14 protein-coding genes are annotated in these 15281 nt (G+C 69.5%); 7 read left to right on the top strand and 7 right to left on the bottom strand.

Going from position 1 to position 15281, the window contains the following annotated elements:
* Nucleotides 1-130 precede the first annotated feature (130 nt).
* Nucleotides 131-916, bottom strand: a complete 786-nt coding sequence (locus FS845_RS19075; RefSeq protein WP_186332346.1) for a spermidine synthase — start codon at nucleotides 914-916, stop codon at nucleotides 131-133.
* Nucleotides 917-1060: 144 nt separating this feature from the next.
* Entirely contained in the window at nucleotides 1061-2242 is a 1182-nt protein-coding gene (locus tag FS845_RS19070; protein ID WP_144638276.1) for an acetyl-CoA C-acyltransferase family protein, read from the bottom strand.
* Between the two features lie 254 nt (nucleotides 2243-2496).
* Between FS845_RS19070 and FS845_RS19065 the strand changes: the two genes are divergently transcribed.
* The 3 genes from FS845_RS19065 (at nucleotide 2497) to FS845_RS19055 (ending at nucleotide 5132) form a co-directional block, all read left to right on the top strand.
* Complete coding sequence (locus FS845_RS19065; protein WP_144638274.1) at nucleotides 2497-3651, top strand: acyl-CoA dehydrogenase family protein; 1155 nt, start codon at nucleotides 2497-2499, stop codon at nucleotides 3649-3651.
* An 11-nt stretch (nucleotides 3652-3662) separates the two neighbouring features.
* Complete coding sequence (locus FS845_RS19060; RefSeq protein ID WP_144638272.1) at nucleotides 3663-4673, top strand: acyl-CoA dehydrogenase family protein; 1011 nt, start codon at nucleotides 3663-3665, stop codon at nucleotides 4671-4673.
* An 84-nt stretch (nucleotides 4674-4757) separates the two neighbouring features.
* Entirely contained in the window at nucleotides 4758-5132 is a 375-nt protein-coding gene (locus tag FS845_RS19055) for a tautomerase family protein (protein WP_144638270.1), read from the top strand.
* A 1-nt stretch (nucleotide 5133) separates the two neighbouring features.
* Here FS845_RS19055 and FS845_RS19050 read toward each other — a convergent pair whose 3' ends face one another.
* Nucleotides 5134-6150: a LysR substrate-binding domain-containing protein gene (locus tag FS845_RS19050; RefSeq protein ID WP_144638268.1), complete on the bottom strand. Its 1017-nt coding sequence runs from the start codon at nucleotides 6148-6150 to the stop codon at nucleotides 5134-5136.
* Nucleotides 6151-6222: 72 nt separating this feature from the next.
* On the opposite strand from FS845_RS19050, the gene FS845_RS19045 reads away from it, so the two are divergent.
* Genes FS845_RS19045 through FS845_RS19035 form a run of 3 tightly spaced genes read left to right on the top strand, consistent with a single transcriptional unit; the run spans nucleotide 6223 to nucleotide 8992 of the window.
* A complete protein-coding gene (locus FS845_RS19045; protein WP_144638266.1) occupies nucleotides 6223-7455 on the top strand; it encodes a CaiB/BaiF CoA transferase family protein in 1233 nt (410 codons plus the stop codon).
* Nucleotides 7456-7498: 43 nt separating this feature from the next.
* Nucleotides 7499-7963: a MaoC family dehydratase gene (locus tag FS845_RS19040; RefSeq protein ID WP_144638264.1), complete on the top strand. Its 465-nt coding sequence runs from the start codon at nucleotides 7499-7501 to the stop codon at nucleotides 7961-7963.
* Nucleotides 7964-8017: 54 nt separating this feature from the next.
* Nucleotides 8018-8992, top strand: a complete 975-nt coding sequence (locus FS845_RS19035) for a Bug family tripartite tricarboxylate transporter substrate binding protein (RefSeq protein ID WP_144638262.1) — start codon at nucleotides 8018-8020, stop codon at nucleotides 8990-8992.
* Here FS845_RS19035 and FS845_RS19030 read toward each other — a convergent pair.
* From FS845_RS19030 to FS845_RS19015, 4 genes are all read right to left on the bottom strand, one after another.
* A complete protein-coding gene (locus FS845_RS19030; protein WP_144638260.1) occupies nucleotides 8979-10250 on the bottom strand; it encodes a glycine betaine/L-proline ABC transporter ATP-binding protein in 1272 nt (423 codons plus the stop codon). The two genes, FS845_RS19035 and FS845_RS19030, sit on opposite strands and share 14 nt — an antisense overlap.
* The gene (locus FS845_RS19025; RefSeq protein WP_144638258.1) at nucleotides 10247-11104 is read right to left on the bottom strand and encodes an ABC transporter permease; all 858 of its coding nucleotides are present in this window, start codon (nucleotides 11102-11104) and stop codon (nucleotides 10247-10249) included. Before FS845_RS19025 ends, FS845_RS19030 begins: the two co-directional genes overlap by 4 nt.
* Nucleotides 11105-11151: 47 nt before the next feature.
* Nucleotides 11152-12150: an ABC transporter substrate-binding protein gene (locus FS845_RS19020; protein WP_144638256.1), complete on the bottom strand. Its 999-nt coding sequence runs from the start codon at nucleotides 12148-12150 to the stop codon at nucleotides 11152-11154.
* A 376-nt stretch (nucleotides 12151-12526) separates the two neighbouring features.
* The gene (locus tag FS845_RS19015; protein ID WP_144638254.1) at nucleotides 12527-13855 is read right to left on the bottom strand and encodes a class I SAM-dependent methyltransferase; all 1329 of its coding nucleotides are present in this window, start codon (nucleotides 13853-13855) and stop codon (nucleotides 12527-12529) included.
* A gap of 179 nt (nucleotides 13856-14034) precedes the next feature.
* On the opposite strand from FS845_RS19015, the gene FS845_RS19010 reads away from it, so the two are divergent.
* Nucleotides 14035-15228 (top strand): multidrug effflux MFS transporter, encoded by a 1194-nt coding sequence (locus tag FS845_RS19010; RefSeq protein ID WP_144638252.1) that lies wholly within the window; start codon nucleotides 14035-14037, stop codon nucleotides 15226-15228.
* Nucleotides 15229-15281: the final 53 nt, after the last annotated feature.

Below are 15281 nucleotides of genomic sequence, written 5' to 3'. Positions count from 1 at the left end.
AAGTCCCGCGCGCAAGTTTCGATGGTGCGCCGCGGCAAGAGGCTCGACGCGCCGCGGCCGCCGGCCTGGCAGGGACAGCCGGGTCGGCGCCGGCCCCGCGACCGAGACCCGGACGCCCAGCCCTGTTCCTTCAGAAATGCAGCACGCCCTCCACGGCATGCTGCATCAGCGACCGTGCCCAGCGGCGCGCCGGCAGGCCGTAGGTCGACTCGACCACTTCGGCGCGCGCCATCAGGTCGGCCGCGCTGACCCGCAGGTCAGGGCCGGTGAAGGCCAGCACGATGCGGTTGCCCGCGTCGATCTCGGGCAGCAGCACGATGCGGCCATCGAACACCTTGCTGAGGTTGTCCAGGTTGTGGCGAAAGCTCTCGTGCTTGCCGAACAGGTTCACGGCCAGCATGCCCACGTCGCCCAGCACCTGCCGGCACCCCATGTAGAAGCCCACCGAGTCGCGCACCGGCCCTTGGGCCTGTGCGTCGTACAGGTCCACCAGCAGCACGGGGCAGGCGCCCGCGTTGGCGGGATCGACCACCCAAGCGCCCGCGTCGTCGTGGTGGATGGCCAGGCGCGGCGTGCGCGGCAGCCGGAAGAACAGATGGCAGACCGAGGTGACGCGCGGATTCCACTCCACCACCGTGACGTCGCTCTTGGTGTGCTTGAGGCAGAAGCGCGCCAGCGAGCCGGCGCCCAGCCCCAGCAGGCCGATGGGCCCCTCGCGCGGCGGCTCCAGGAACAGCAGCCAGCCCATCATCTGGGCGGTGTACTCCAGCACCAGCTCGGCGGGGTCGTCCATGCGCATGGCGCCTTGGACCCATTCGGTGCTGAAGTGCAGATAGCGGATGCCGTCGGACTCGGAGAGCGACGGCATGTCAGATGGTGCGGCGGCGTGCCGCGGCGAGGCGGGGGATTTCGGCATGGCGCATTGTAGCCACGCGGACGGCGCCGGCACCGGGCCGGCATGCCGAGCGCCATGTCGGAAAATGGCTGCCGCGGGTGCGGCGATGACCGCGCTCCGCGGCGGCATATCCAAGGGGCCGCCCATCGCGGCCCGGCGGAGGTTCTAGACGCGTTCGAAGATCGCCGCGATGCCCTGCCCGCCGCCGATGCACATGGTGACCAGCGCGTAGCGGCCGCCCACGCGCCGCAGTTCGTGCAGCGCCTTCACGGTGATGATCGCGCCGGTGGCGCCGATGGGATGGCCCAGGCCGATGCCGCTGCCGTTGGGGTTGACCTTGGCGGGGTCGAACTTCAATTCGCGCGACACGGCGCATGCCTGCGCGGCGAACGCCTCGTTGGCCTCGATCACGTCCAGCTGGTCGACCGTCAGGCCGGCGCGCTTGAGCGCGGACTGCGTGGCCGGCACCGGGCCGATGCCCATGATCTCGGGGTCGACGCCGGAATGCGCGTAGGCCACCAGGCGGGCCAGCGACTTCACGCCGCGCTTGCCGGCCACGGCGGCGCTCATCAGCACCACGGCCGCGGCGCCGTCGTTCAGGCCCGAGGCGTTACCCGCGGTGACGGTGCCCTCTTCCTTCTTGAACACGGGCTTCAGGCCGGCCAGGCTGTCGGCGGTGACGTCGCGGCGCACGTGCTCGTCGGTGTCGAACGTGACCTCGCCCTTGCGCGTCTTCTGCACGATGGGCACGATCTGGTCGCGGAAATGGCCGGCGTCGATGGCGGCGGCCGCGCGGCGATGCGACTCGGCGGCCAGCGCGTCCTGGTCGGCGCGGCTGATGCCGAAGCGCGCGGCCACGTTCTCGGCGGTGACGCCCATGTGGATGCGGCCGAACGGATCGGTGAGCGCGCCGGTCATCATGTCCAGCATGGCGGCATCGCCCATGCGCGCACCCCAGCGCTGCGCGGGCGCGATGTAGGGTGCGCGGCTCATGCTCTCGGCGCCCGCGCCCACGGCGATTTCGGCATCGCCCAGCATGATGGTCTGCGCCGCCGACACGATGGCCTGCAGGCCCGATCCGCACAGGCGGTTGACGTTGAAGGCGGGCGTTTCCTTGCCGATGCCGGCGTTGATCGCGGCCACGCGCGACAGGTACATGTCGCGCGGCTCGGTGTTGATGACGTGGCCCACGGCGACGTGGCCCACCTCGTTGCCCTTGACGGCGGCGCGCTCCAGCGCGGCGCGCATCACCGTGGCGCCCAGGTCGATGGGGGGCACGTCCTTCAGGGCGCCGCCGAAATCGCCGATGGCGGTGCGTACGGCGGCGGCGACGATGACTTCGTTCATGGCATTGCTCCTGTAGGGTAGGCGGGACCGTGCGGCGGAGCCGCGGCGCTGGTTTCATCATACTGCGCCCCTCGCGCCGCAAGCGGCCGGGGCGATAGGAAATGCGTATGGCATTTCGCGAAAAAAATATTGGACGCCCGCGCGAGCCGCGCGGGATAGTCCAGGCTGTACGGTGCCGCCCGCGGGCCTCGGCTGCCCGGCGCCCATGTCCTCACACGGGCCATGCAAAAGCAAGAAGGACGAGACGACATTCCATGATCGATACGCTGGACCTGACGGCCATCCCCGCCGAAGACGAAGCGCTGCGAAGCGAGATCAGGCAATTCCTGCACGAGGCCCTGCAAGGCGTGCCCGCCGACCGGCGCGCACGCTCGTGGATGGGATTCGACGCGGACTTCAGCCGCCGGCTTGCCGAGCGCGGCTGGCTGGGCCTGACGCTGCCGCGCGAGTACGGCGGCTCGGAACGCGGCCATTTCGCGCGCTTCGTGCTGTCCGAGGAACTGCTGGGCGCGGGCGCCCCGGTGTCGGCGCACTGGATCGCCGACCGCCAGAGCGCGCCGCTGATCCTGAAGTACGGCACCCCGCAACAGCGCCGGCACTACCTGCCCCGCATCTGCCGCGCCGAGGCCTTCTTCTGCATCGGCATGAGCGAGCCCGGTTCCGGCTCCGACCTGGCCAGCATCCGCACGCGCGCGCAGCCGCGGCCGGACGGCGGCTGGCGCCTGAACGGCAGCAAGATCTGGACCACCAACGCGCACAAGTCGCACTACATGATCGCCCTGGTGCGCACCTCGGGCACGGCCGAGGACCGCCACAAGGGCCTGTCGCAGGTCATCATCGACCTGTCCCTGCCGGGAGTCACGGTGCGCCCCATCGTCGACGTGGCGGGCGACGCGCACTTCTCCGAAGTCTTCTTCGAGGACGTCGCGCTGGCGCCCGACGCGCTGATCGGCACCGAGGGCGAAGGCTGGCTGCAGGTGAACGCCGAACTGGCCTTCGAGCGCAGCGGCCCCGAGCGCCTGTATTCCAGCATGGCGCTGGTCGAATGCTGGCTGGACCATTGCCGCGCCGGCGGGCTGGACGACGAATCCACCCGCGCCACGCTGGGCGAGATCCTGGCGCACCTGGCCACCTTGCGCAGCATGTCGCTGGCCATCGCGGGCCAGCTGGCGCGCGGCCTGTCCCCCGCCACCGAGGCCGCGCTGGTCAAGGACCTGGGCACCGAACTGGAACAACGCATTCCCGGCCTGATCGCGCAGGCGCTGGGCCGCGCGCCCGAGCGGCCGGCCCCGCCTGAGCTGCTGCGCACGCTGGCCTACGTCGAGCAGGTCAGTCCGACCTTCTCGCTGCGCGGCGGCACGCGCGAGATCCTGCGCGGCATCATCGCTCGCGGCCTGGGCCTGAGATAAGGAACGACGACATGGACGATCTATTCGGAGACGCCGCGCAGCGGCTGTTCGCGCAGGCCTATGCGCCCGACGTGCAGCGCGCCATCGAGCGCGGCGAAGGCGCGCAGCCGGCCTGGCAGGCAATCGAGGAATCCGGTTTCCTGGATGCACTGGTGCCGGAAGCGGCTGGCGGCGCGGGCCTGCGGCTGTGCGATACCCTGCCGCTGGCGCACGCGGCCGGCTGGCACGGCATGGGCGTGCCCTTCGTGCAGACGATGCTGGCGCGGGCCTGGCTGCACGCCGCGGGGCAGGCGGCGCCCGCAGGCCCCATCGCGCTGGCGCCCTTCGGCGCGACGCGCGATGCCAACGGCATCGTGGCCCCCGCCGTCTGGACCGGCGGCGTGGCGCAGTGGGTGCTGCTGGCCATGCCCGACGGCGCCCTGCTGCTGCCGGCCTGGGCGGCGCAACGCGTGCCGTCCGGCGGGCACGGCAGCCTGGATGCCGACCTGGTCTGGCCCGCCGACGCGGCGGCCAATGCCACCCGCCTGTCGGGCACGGACCTGGCCGAGCTGGCGGCGGCGGCCGCCGCGCCGCTGCTGGCGGGCGCCATGGAACGAGTGCTGCGCATGACGGTGGATTACGCCAACGAGCGCAGCCAGTTCGGCAAGCCCATCGGCCGCTTCCAGGCGGTGCAGCAGCAATTGAGCATCATGGCCGAACAGGTGTGGGCGGCGCGCATGGCGGCGCAACTGGCCTTCCAGAGCGCGGGCACGGCGCCGCAGCCGCTGCTGGCGGCCCTGGGCAAGGCGCGCGCCAGCGCCGCCGCCACGCCGGTGGCCGACATCGCCCACGCGGTGCACGGCGCCATCGGCGTCACCGAAGAATACGAGCTGCAGCGCTACACGCGGCGCCTGCGCGAATGGCGCCGCGCGGCCGGCGCCGAAACCTACTGGCATGCCCGCATCGGGGCCGGCGCGCTGGCCGCGCGCGAGCATTCGGCGCTGTCCTACCTGCGCACCGAACTCTGCGCAAAGATCGACTGACGGCGCGCCCGCGGGCTGGCAGAATGTGGCGAACGCTGCCGGCCCACCCGGCGCCGCCACTTCCCCTCAACGCACGGAAACCCCATGCCCGTCCTCAATCTGCAGATCATGCAAGGCCGCACCGGCAGCGAAAAGACCGCGCTGCTGCAAAACGTCACCCAGGCCGTGGAAAGCAGCATCGCCGCGCCGCTGCCGTCCATCCGCATCGTGCTGGACGAAGTGGCCGCCGACAACGTGATCGTGGGCGGCAAGATCGGTCATCCGATGGCGCTGGCGCTGGTGCGCCTGATCGCGGGACGCGACGAGGCGAAGAAGGCGGCGCTGATCGCCGCGGTCAGCAAGGCCATCCACACCAGCATCGGCATCCCGGAACAGGACGTGCGCGTGATCATCACCGACGTGCCCAAGACCGACATGGGCGTGGCGGGCGGCGTCACGGCCAAGGCCGCGGGGCGCTGAACTACCCGGGCACGGCGCCGGCCAGCTCCGCCGCTTCGGGTTCCAGCGCGATGCTGTCGCGCAGCCGCAGCACCGGCATGCAGTGCGTATCGCGCAGCGTCACCAGCGACAGGGCCAGCGCGTCCCGCGCATCGGCGTCGGCAATGGGCGCGAACACCACGTGCGGCGTCGTGTAGGCCCGCGTCACGCCCGGCACCAGCGCCACGCCCAGCCCGCTGGCCACCAGGCTGACCAGGGTCTGCACCTGGATCGCCTCCTGGCTGACGCGCGGCGAGAACCCCGCCTTGCGGCACAGCGCCGCCGCCACGCCGTACAGCCCCGGCACCTTGGCGGGCGCGTACATCACGAAACTCTCACGACGCATGTCGCGGAGGTTGATTGCGCCGCATACGGCCGGGCCGCGGTCGGCCGGGCCGCGGTCGGCAGGACCGCGTCCGGCAGGACCGCGTCCGGCAGGACCACTCCGGCCCGCCCCCCGCTCCGCCAGGGGATGCCCGGCGGGCAGCGCCAGGATCAGGTCGTCGCGCTCCACCACCCACGACGCCAGTTCAGGATCGTCGGCCAGCGGACCGCGCACCAGCCCGCCGTCCAGTTCATTTGCGCGCAGCGCCGCCACCAGGCCGATGGTGCTGTCCTCGCGCAACTCCAGCTGCACGTCCGGATACTGCGCTCTGAACGCCGGCAGGCAGCGCGGCAGCAGCTCGTAAGTGGCCGAACCCACGAAGCCCAGCCGCAGCCGGCCCGACTCGCCCAGCGCCACGCGGCGCGCGGCCAGGCGGGCCTGGTCGGCATGGAACAGCGCGCGGCGCGCATCCTCCATCAAAGCCTCGCCGGCCGCGGTCAGCGTCACGCCGCGCGCGCCGCGTTCCAGTAGCTGCACGCCCACCGCATGCTCCAGCTTCTGGATCGAAACGGACAACGCGGGCTGCGCGATGTGCAGTGCTTCGGCCGCACGCCGATAGCTGCCCAGTTCGGCGATGGCGACGAACTGCCGCAGGTGCCGCAGATCCAGACTCATAACGGATTCCGTATCGATCTATACCGAAGCCATATTAGACGTTTATGCCTGGGGTGATTAGGATTTTCCGCCATGCACCCACACACTTCAGACACCGCCGCGCTGGCCGGCGTGCGCGTGCTGGACCTGACCTCGGTCGTGTTCGGCCCCTATGCCTCGCAGATCCTCGCCGACTACGGCGCGGACGTCGTCAAGATCGAATCGCCCGAGGGCGACTCCACGCGGCAGACCGGCCCGTCGCAGGAGCCGGGGCTGGGCGCCATCTTCCTGGGCGTCAACCGCAACAAGCGCAGCGTGGTGCTCGACCTGAAACAGCCGGCCGCCCGCGAGGCCTTGCTGGCGCTCGTCGACGGCGCGGACGTGCTGATGCACAGCATGCGTCCCGGGAAAATGGCCCGCCTGGGACTGGACCCGGACACGCTGTGCGCCCGCAATCCGCGCCTGGTGTATGCCGGCCTGTACGGCTTCGGCGAGGCCGGCGCCTACGCCGGCCGGCCCGCCTACGACGACATCATCCAGGGGCTGTCGGGCGTGGCCGACATCATGCAGCGCCAGGGCGGCACGCCCCGCTACCTGCCCACCATCGCCGCGGACAAGACCTGCGGCCTGATGGCGGCGCATGCCATCCTGGCGGCGCTGTTCCAGCGCGAGCGCACCGGCCGGGGCCAGCACCTGGAAGTGCCGATGTTCGAGGCCATGAGTTCCTACGTTCTGCTGGAGCACTACTACGGCCGCCACCTGGCCGAGGAAGACGCGGGTCCCGGCTACGCGCGCGTGCTGGCGCCGTGGCGCCGCCCCTACCAGACGGCCGACGGCCATCTGTGCATGATGCCGTACACGGACAACCACTGGCGCCGCTTCTTCGTGCATTGCGGCCGTCCCGACCTGGCCGACGATCCGCGCTTCGCCGGCATCGCCGCGCGCACGCGCCACATCGACACGCTGTACGAACTGGTGGGCGAGCTGGTGGCCCATCACGACACCGCGCACTGGCTGGCCGTGTGCCAGCGCCTGGAAATTCCCGCCGCCCCCGTCAACCGCCTGCAGGACCTGGAACAGGACCCGCATCTGGCCAGCGTCGGCTTCTTCCCGGAAGTGCGCAGCGACACCGGCCATCGGTATCGCCTGGTGCGCAATCCCGTGCGCCTGCAGCGTTCCGAGGTCGCGCCCGCCATGCCGCCGCGGCTGGGCCAGCACACGCGCGAGGTGCTGCGCCAGGCCGGCCTGGCGGACGCGCAGGTCGACGCGCTGCTGGACAGCGGCGCGGCGCGCGGCGACGACGCCGCGGCCGGCAACAAAGACTGATTTCCCCGTAACCCCTTTCACCAACACACCACCGGAGACATCCATGAACGACAAGATCCAGGTCCTGGGCATGGGCTATTACTGGCAGGAACTCGAGGTCGGCCAGCGCTTCCACACCCTGCGCCGCACCATCACCGAGACCGACATCGTCAACTTCATCAGCGCCACCGGCATGCTGGAGACGATCTTCACCGACACCACCTTCGGCGGCGGCGCGATCAAGGGCCGCCCCGTGCCCGGCGCCCTGACCTACGGCATCATCGAGGGTTTGCTGATGCAGGGCATGGTGCAGGGCACCGGCCTGGCGCTGCTGGAAGTCACCAAGAAGATCCTGGCCCCCGTCGTGGCCGGCGACACGGTCTGGGCGGAAGTCGAAGTGACCGGCATCCGGCCGACCTCGAAGCTCAACCGCGCCATCGTCACGTCCGCCATCGAGATCCGCAACCAGGACGGCAAGCCCGTCATCCAGTACACGGCGGTGCGCATGCTGGCCGGCAAGCCCGACTGAGCCGCGCGCCGCGGGCGCCCCCGCCTACGACACCTATAAGCAAGGAGACAAACGATGATCCCCCGTCTTGCACGCCTGGCCGCCGGCGCGGCCCTGGCGGGGCTGGCCATGGCCGGCCCCGCCGCGCAGGCCGCGTGGCCCGAACGCCCGGTCACCATGGTCGTACCCTTCCCGCCCGGCGGCCCCACCGACCTGGTGGCGCGCGTGCTGGCCAAGCAGCTGACCGACCAGCTGGGCCAGACCGTCGTCATCGAGAACAAGGGCGGCGCCAACGGCAACATCGGCATGCAGGCGGTCGCCTCGGCCAAGCCCGACGGCTACACGGTGCTGTACAACACTTCGTCGATCGCGCTGAGCCCCAACCTGTACACCAAGCTGAGCTTCGACCCGGCCAAGGACTTCACCGCGGTGTCGTCCACGGCAGTGATCCCGCTGGTGCTGCTGGTCCATCCGTCCGTCCCGGCCAAGGACCTGGACGGTTTCGTGGACTACGTGAAGCGCGCGCCCGACAAGCTGTCGTTCGCCTCGGCCGGGCCGGGCAACGTCACGCACCTGGGCGCGGTGATGCTGCTGCGAGAACTGGGAATCGATGCGGTGCACGTGCCCTATCGCGGCAGCGCGCCGGGCATGACCGACCTGGTCGGCGGCCAGGTGCAGTTCATGGCGAACACGCTGAACGATTCGCTGGGCTTCATCCGCGACGGCAAGGTGCGCGCACTGGCCATCACCAGCAAGGCTCGCAGCGAGCAGCTGCCCGACGTGCCCACCGTCGCCGAGGCGCGCAAGCCCGGCTTCGAGGTCGGCGCCTGGCAGGGCGTGATGGTGCCCAAGGGCACCCCCGACACCATCGTGCAGAAGCTCAACGCCGAGATCCGCCGCGCCCTCCAGTCCCCCGAGATGCAGAAGCAGCTGAAGGTCCAGGGCGCCCAGGCGCTGGGCGCCACGCCGCAGGAGTACGACGCCTACATCCGCTCGGAAACCCGCCGCTGGGGGGAGATCATCCGGGAAGCGGGCGTCAAGCTGGATTGACGGGTGCGGACGGCTCGGTCCGCGCGGGCTGCGCGCCGTGGGCATCGACCGCACCCGGCGCGCCTTCCGGCGCCTCGGCCGTCGCCACGGCGGGCGTCACCAGCTCGACCACCTTGGCGCGCGACAGCATGCCCAGGAACTCGTCGCCCTCGCCCGTCACGGCCACCGGCTGGTCGCTGTGCACCAGGCGCGCCAGCACCTCGTCCAGGCCGGCGGTGGCCGGCACCGAGGCCAGGTCCGCCACCTGGCGCGAAATGTCGCGCGAGCCGTCCCGCACGGCGGCCAGCGCCGCGTCGGCCGTCAGCACGCCGGCCAGGCGCTTGCCGTCCAGCACCGGGGCATACGCGTAGTCCAGCGCCTGCATGCGCTCCACTGCCTGCGCGGGCCGGCTGCGCATGGTCAGCGTCAGGCGCGGCGGGTTGACCGCGTGCGACGCGTTCAGCACCTTGGTGCGGTTCACGTCCTGCAGGAAGGCCTGCACGTAGTCGTTGGACGGGTTCAGCAGGATGTCCTCGGGCGTGCCCTCCTGCACCAGCTCGCCGTCCTTCAGGATGGCGATGCGGTTGCCCAGGCGCAGCGCCTCGTCCAGGTCGTGCGTGATGAACACGATGGTCTTGTTCAACTGCGCCTGCAGGCTCAGCAACTGGTCCTGCATCTCGCGGCGGATCAGCGGATCGAGCGCCGAGAAGGCCTCGTCCATCAGCAGCACCTCGGCATCGGTGGCCAGCGCGCGGGCCAGGCCCACGCGCTGCTGCATACCGCCGGACAACTGGTGCGGATACTGCTTCTCGAATCCCGACAAGCCCACCTGCTCGAGCCAGTGCATGGCGCGCTTCTCGCGCTCGGCGCGCGACACGCCCTGCACCTGCAGGCCATACGCCGCGTTGTCCAGCACCGTGCGGTGCGGAAACAGGCCGAAGCGCTGGAACACCATGCTCATCTTGCTGCGGCGGAAAGTTTCCAGCTGCCTGCCGTCCATGGCCATGACGTCGACGCCGTCGACCAGGATCTGTCCCGCGCTGGGATCGATCAGGCGGTTGAAATGGCGGATCAGCGTCGACTTGCCCGAGCCGGACAGGCCCATGATGACGTAGATGCTGCCCTCTTCGATGGACAGGCTGATGTCGCGCAGGCCCAGCGTGTGGCCGCTCTCGGCCAGCAGCGCTTCCTTGCTCATGCCGTCCTGCGCGGCCTTCAGCCACTTGCCGGGATGCGACCCGAAGACCTTGTAGATGTTGCGGACCTCGATCTTGCTCATCGGTGGCCTCCCTGGCGCACGCGCCGTCCGTACGATTGGGTGATGCGGTCGAACAGCACCGCCAGCACCACGATGCCCAGGCCTGCCAGCAGGCCGCGCCCGACTTCCAGGCGGTTGATGCCCAGCAGCACTTCATAGCCCAGGCCGCGCGCGCCGATCATCGAGGCGATCACCACCATCGACAGCGCCATCATCGTCGTCTGGTTCAGGCCGGCCATGATGTTGGGCAACGCCAGCGGCAGCTGCACGCCGAACAACTGCTGGCGGGGGCTGGCGCCGAAGGCCCGCGCGGCCTCCAGCACTTCGCGATCGACCAGGCGGATGCCCAGGTCGGTCAGGCGGATCAGCGGCGGCACCGCGTAGATCACCGTGGCGATGATGGCCGGGATCTTGCCCAGGCCGAACAGCATCACCACGGGAATCAAATACACGAAGCTGGGCATGGTCTGCATCACGTCCAGCACGGGCAGCATCACGCTGCGCAGCCAGTTCACCCGCGCCATCAGCACGCCCAGCGGAATGCCGATCAGCACCGACAGTCCCGTGGCCATGATCATGAGCGCCAGCGTCTGCATGCCGGCGTCCCACAGGCCCAGCACGCCGAGCACGCACAGCAGGGCGCCCATGCTCACCGCCAGGCCGATGCGGCGGCCCACGGCCCAGGCGAGCCCCATGACCACCAGCACCACCGCCCACCACGGCGCGCCGCGCAGCACCTGCTCCAGCCACACCAGCACGTGCAGGAAGGGCCTGGACAGCGACTCGAGGGTATCAGCGTACTGCGTCACCAAGTGATCGACGAACGCGTCGATCGCCCCGCGCACCGCGCGCGGGGCAATGATCTCTGGAAACATCGATCAGCTCCGGAAAGTTGCGGCCCGCGGCCGATACGCCAGCACCATTACAGCTCGGCCTGCACGCGCTTGGCGACGTCGGCGTCGACCCACTTGGTCCACACGTCGGCCTTGTTCTTCAGGAACCACTGGGCCACGTCGCGCGCCTCGTCGCCCGACTCTTCCATGTGGGCCAGCGTCTGGTCCACCACCGGATTGGGGATGGCGACCTTGGACAGGAAGTCGGCCAGCCTGGGCGCCTTCTGGCTGAACTCGGTGTTGACCGCGGTGAACACGGGGTTCTGCGGGTAGGCGCTGGGCTCGGGGTTGGCGCATTTGGGCGCCGTCAGGCACTTGTGCCTGGTTTCATCGTAGGGCGGCAGGTCGAGCTTGACCAGGTCCATGCTGCCCACCAGCGGGGTCGGATACCAGTAGTAGAAGACCACGTTCTGCTTGCGCTTGTAGGCCGCCGTCAGCGCCGCCTTCTGCGCCGCGCCGGTGCCGGGCGAATACAGCGTGTACGTGTCGTCCAGCTTCAGCGCGTGGAACAGGTTGGTGCTGACCACTTCGCAGCCCCAGCCCGCCGGGCAGCCGTAGAAGCGGCCCTTCGAGGGTTCCTCGGGATCGCTGAACTCGTCCTTGAACTTCGGCAGGTCGGCGGCCGACTTCAATTCCGGCAGGCGTTCCGCGGTGTAGCGCGGCACGAACCAGGCCTCGCCGCCCATGAAGACCTCGCCGATGCGCTTGACCTTGCCGGACTTCAGCGCCTTTTCCCAGGGGTCGGCCACGCTGTTCAACCAGATCTCGGAATTGATGTCCAGGTCGCCGCGCTCGAGCGCGGCCAGGGCCGGCAATGTTTCGGTGGGCAGCACTTCGGTCTTGCAACCGTAGCCTTTCTCCATGATGAACCGTTCGATTTCCACGACGACCAGGTTGGATTCCCAGTTCATGCCGCCGAAATTGACGGGCCCGTTCACTTCGCATGCCGCTTCGGCGGCCTGGGCGCCGGAAGCGCAAGCGAACAGGACGGCCGCGGCGGCCACGGTTTTGCAGAGAGGATGACGCATGGGCTTTTTTGCCTCCATAGGTTCAGGGACAGATGGCGGCCCGCGGGCCGGCATGTGCCGTGTAGCTAAGGGGGTTGTGCGGAAGACGGGCAGAACCGCCAATACAAACCGACACCAGCAGAAGAGCGTGAGGCGGGGGATGCCTGACGCCCGTAGGACAGCGACTACGCTTGATGCGGCGCACTAAAGACGCACTAAGGATTTTTGGAGCGGCGCACCAAAGCGGGATCGCAGAAAATGCAGTCAGTAAAATGACTGAAGCTAAGCGAAGAAGGCGGCATGTTAACCGTTTTTGCAGACATGCTCAAGCCGCAACGAATTGTTGGCCGTTTTGGCGGCCGGTCCGCCGGGCGGCGGACCGGTAAAAGGCCGCCGCTCAGGCGGCCTTGTCGGACACCGGGAAAGGCGCCGCCAGCGGGCTGCCGGGGGCCGGTTGCGCCACGGTGGCCTGTCCTTCGTAGATATAGTCGCGGCGCCAGGGGTAGGCCAGGTCGGGCGGGTTGTCCAGCTCGTCGTGGCGGCCCGAGGCCAGCGTCGACACCAGCACCTGGTGCAGCGCCACCCAGCCATGCTCGAACGCCATGGCGCAGCCCGCCAGATACAGGCGATACGCGCGCAGCGACCGCTGGCCCTGTTCGCCCTGCAGGATCTCGCCGGCGCGGTCCAACTGGGCCTCGAGCGAGTCGCTCCAGTGCCACAGCGTGCGGGCGTAATGGGGACGCAGGTTCTCGACGTCCACCGACTCCAGCCCGCCCAGCGTCACAGCTTCCAGCACGCGGCTGATGTGGGTCAGCTCGCCGCCCGGGAAGATGTATTTCTCGATGAACTCGCCCATGCCGCTGCCCATCTCCGCGTTGTAGACGCCCGAGGCGGTGATGCCATGGTTCATGATCAGCCCGCCCGGCTTGATCAGCCGGCGCAGCTTGGCGAAGTAGTCCGGCAACTGCGCGCGGCCCACGTGCTCGAACATGCCCACCGATGCGATCTTGTCGAACGGCTGGGCCTCGTCCAGCTTGCGGTAGTCCAGCAGCTCCATGCGCACGCGGCCCGCCAGGCCTTTCTGCTGGATCAGCTTGTTGACGTAGGCGTGCTGGTTCCTGGACAGCGTGATGCCGGTGGCGTCCACGCCGTAGTTTTCGGCCGCCCACAGCAGCAGGCCGCCCCAGCCCGCGCCCACGTCCAGGAAGCGTTCGCCGGGCTGCAGGCGCAGCTTGCGGCAGATGTGGTCGAGCTTGGCTTCCTGGGCCTGCGCCAGCGGCATGTCCGGCGTGCGGAAATAGGCGCAGGAATAGACTCGGCGCGGATCCAGCCACAGGGCGTAGAAATCATCGGACAGGTCGTAGTGGAACTGGATCTGCCGCGCGTCGCGCTCCATCGAATGGCGCGACACCGAGATCATCTTGCGCGCCACCTTCTTCAGCACGCCGCCCTCGGTATCGTCGATGGGCGAATCGGGCAGCAGCGCCGCGGCCGCGGCCATGAGGTCGCGCATGCTGCCTTCGATGTCGATCCGTCCCTCGACGTAGTCCTGCCCCAGAATACCCACGGCGCCCGACGCGAGATGCGCCAGCGCCCCCTTGTCGCGCGCAATGAACCTGACCTTGGCGTCGGATGGTCCGACTTTCGTTCCGTCAGGCATGATCAATTGGACCGGCACCGGCAGGCTGCCGAGCTTGCGATCCACTGCTGATAGCACAGGATTCACGAGACCCTCTCCCCTGTTACGAAGACATTCAAAGTGACTTTATCGGAAAACGGGAGAAATTTGCGTGTAAGCTGGCCCATGCTAGAGTCTTTCGTTTCGGCTGGCCGGCCGTAGCGCGCCGCCCGAACCGGCAGCGGCGCGGCCCGCGGCCGCCACCCTCCACGCTCCTTTTCGCAAACATGTCCTCCCAATCGCTGTCCCGCGCCTTCCCTGGCTGGTTGTTGCTCATGGGCGCGGTGACGGCGATCGGTCCGTTCTCCATCGACATGTACCTGCCGGCGTTTCCCGCCATCGCCTCGGGCCTGAGCGTGCCGCGCGGCGAGGTCGAGCGCACGCTGGCGGCCTACCTGGCCGGCCTGGCGCTGGCGCAGATCGTCTATGGTCCGCTGGCCGACCGGTTCGGCCGCAAGCTGCCCATGCAGATGGGCCTGGCGCTGTACGTGGTGGCCTCGCTGGGCTGTGCGCTGGCGGGCAGCATCGAGGCCCTGACGCTGGGCCGGCTGCTGCAGGCGCTGGGCAGCGCGGCCGGCGTGGTCATCCCGCGCGCCGTCATCCGCGACCACTACTCCACGCAGGACGCCGCGCGCGCCTTGTCCCTGATGATGCTGATCATGGGCCTGGCGCCCATCCTGGCCCCGCTGGTCGGCGCGCAGCTGTTGTCCTTCGTGGGCTGGCGCAGCCTGTTCTGGCTGATGGCGGCGCTGGGCGCGATCCTGCTGTGCGCGGTCAGCCTGACCATGCGCGAGACGCTGGCGCCCGAGCGCATGCTGCCCTTGCGATGGAACACCATCCTGTCCAACTACGGCGCCCTGCTCGAACACCGCAGCTTCATGGCGCACAGCCTGGCGGGCGGCCTGGGCCAGGCCGGCATGTTCGCCTACATCGTCGGCTCGCCGCGGGTGTTCATCGAACTCTACGGCGTGCCGCCCGAGTATTACGGGCTGTTGTTCGGCACCAACGCCGCGGCGCTGATCATCGGCTCGCAGGTCAGCGCGCGCCTGCTGCGCCGCCTGCAACCGCACGTGCTGCAACGGCGCGCGCAGACGGCGCTGGCGGTGGCCAGCCTGGCGGCCTTCCTGCTGGCCGCCACCGGGCTGATGGCGCTGCCGGTGCTGATGATCTGCCTGGTGGGCTATATGTTCAGCCAGGGCTTCGTCAACCCGAATTCCGCGGCGCTGGCCCTGTCCGAGCAAGGCGGCCGGCTGGGCGCCGCCTCGGCCATGCTGGGCACGCTGCAGCTGTCCTGCGGGGCGCTGGCCGGGCTGGCCGTCAGCGCCTGGCAGAGCGACAGCGTGCTGCCGCTGGCCACCGTGCTGGCCGGCTGCGCCTGCCTGTCGTGGCTGTGCGGCCGCATCGCGCGCCGCGACGCTTGACTGCCTTTTCCTTTCCATACTAGAATCAGCGATTGCCTGGATTCATCCAGCAA

The organism is Bordetella genomosp. 13, from assembly GCF_007679965.1.
Lineage (GTDB): Bacteria > Pseudomonadota > Gammaproteobacteria > Burkholderiales > Burkholderiaceae_B > Bordetella.
Note: the sequence above shows the minus strand (reverse complement) of the source record. Positions and strands in the feature narration are given on the sequence as shown.

Excerpts from the sequence above, each read along its gene's own strand:
- FS845_RS19045 (WP_144638266.1), top strand. The coding sequence starts at position 6,223 with ATGCACCCACACACTTCAGACACCGCCGCGCTGGCCGGCGTGCGCGTG.
- FS845_RS19065 (WP_144638274.1), top strand. The coding sequence starts at position 2,497 with ATGATCGATACGCTGGACCTGACGGCCATCCCCGCCGAAGACGAAGCG.
- FS845_RS19060 (WP_144638272.1), top strand. The coding sequence starts at position 3,663 with ATGGACGATCTATTCGGAGACGCCGCGCAGCGGCTGTTCGCGCAGGCC.
- FS845_RS19035 (WP_144638262.1), top strand. The coding sequence starts at position 8,018 with ATGATCCCCCGTCTTGCACGCCTGGCCGCCGGCGCGGCCCTGGCGGGG.
- FS845_RS19025 (WP_144638258.1), bottom strand. The coding sequence starts at position 11,104 with ATGTTTCCAGAGATCATTGCCCCGCGCGCGGTGCGCGGGGCGATCGAC.
- FS845_RS19030 (WP_144638260.1), bottom strand. The coding sequence starts at position 10,250 with ATGAGCAAGATCGAGGTCCGCAACATCTACAAGGTCTTCGGGTCGCAT.
- FS845_RS19075 (WP_186332346.1), bottom strand. The coding sequence starts at position 916 with ATGCCGAAATCCCCCGCCTCGCCGCGGCACGCCGCCGCACCATCTGAC.
- FS845_RS19055 (WP_144638270.1), top strand. The coding sequence starts at position 4,758 with ATGCCCGTCCTCAATCTGCAGATCATGCAAGGCCGCACCGGCAGCGAA.
- FS845_RS19070 (WP_144638276.1), bottom strand. The coding sequence starts at position 2,242 with ATGAACGAAGTCATCGTCGCCGCCGCCGTACGCACCGCCATCGGCGAT.
- FS845_RS19050 (WP_144638268.1), bottom strand. The coding sequence starts at position 6,150 with ATGAGTCTGGATCTGCGGCACCTGCGGCAGTTCGTCGCCATCGCCGAA.
- FS845_RS19010 (WP_144638252.1), top strand. The coding sequence starts at position 14,035 with ATGTCCTCCCAATCGCTGTCCCGCGCCTTCCCTGGCTGGTTGTTGCTC.
- FS845_RS19020 (WP_144638256.1), bottom strand. The coding sequence starts at position 12,150 with ATGCGTCATCCTCTCTGCAAAACCGTGGCCGCCGCGGCCGTCCTGTTC.
- FS845_RS19040 (WP_144638264.1), top strand. The coding sequence starts at position 7,499 with ATGAACGACAAGATCCAGGTCCTGGGCATGGGCTATTACTGGCAGGAA.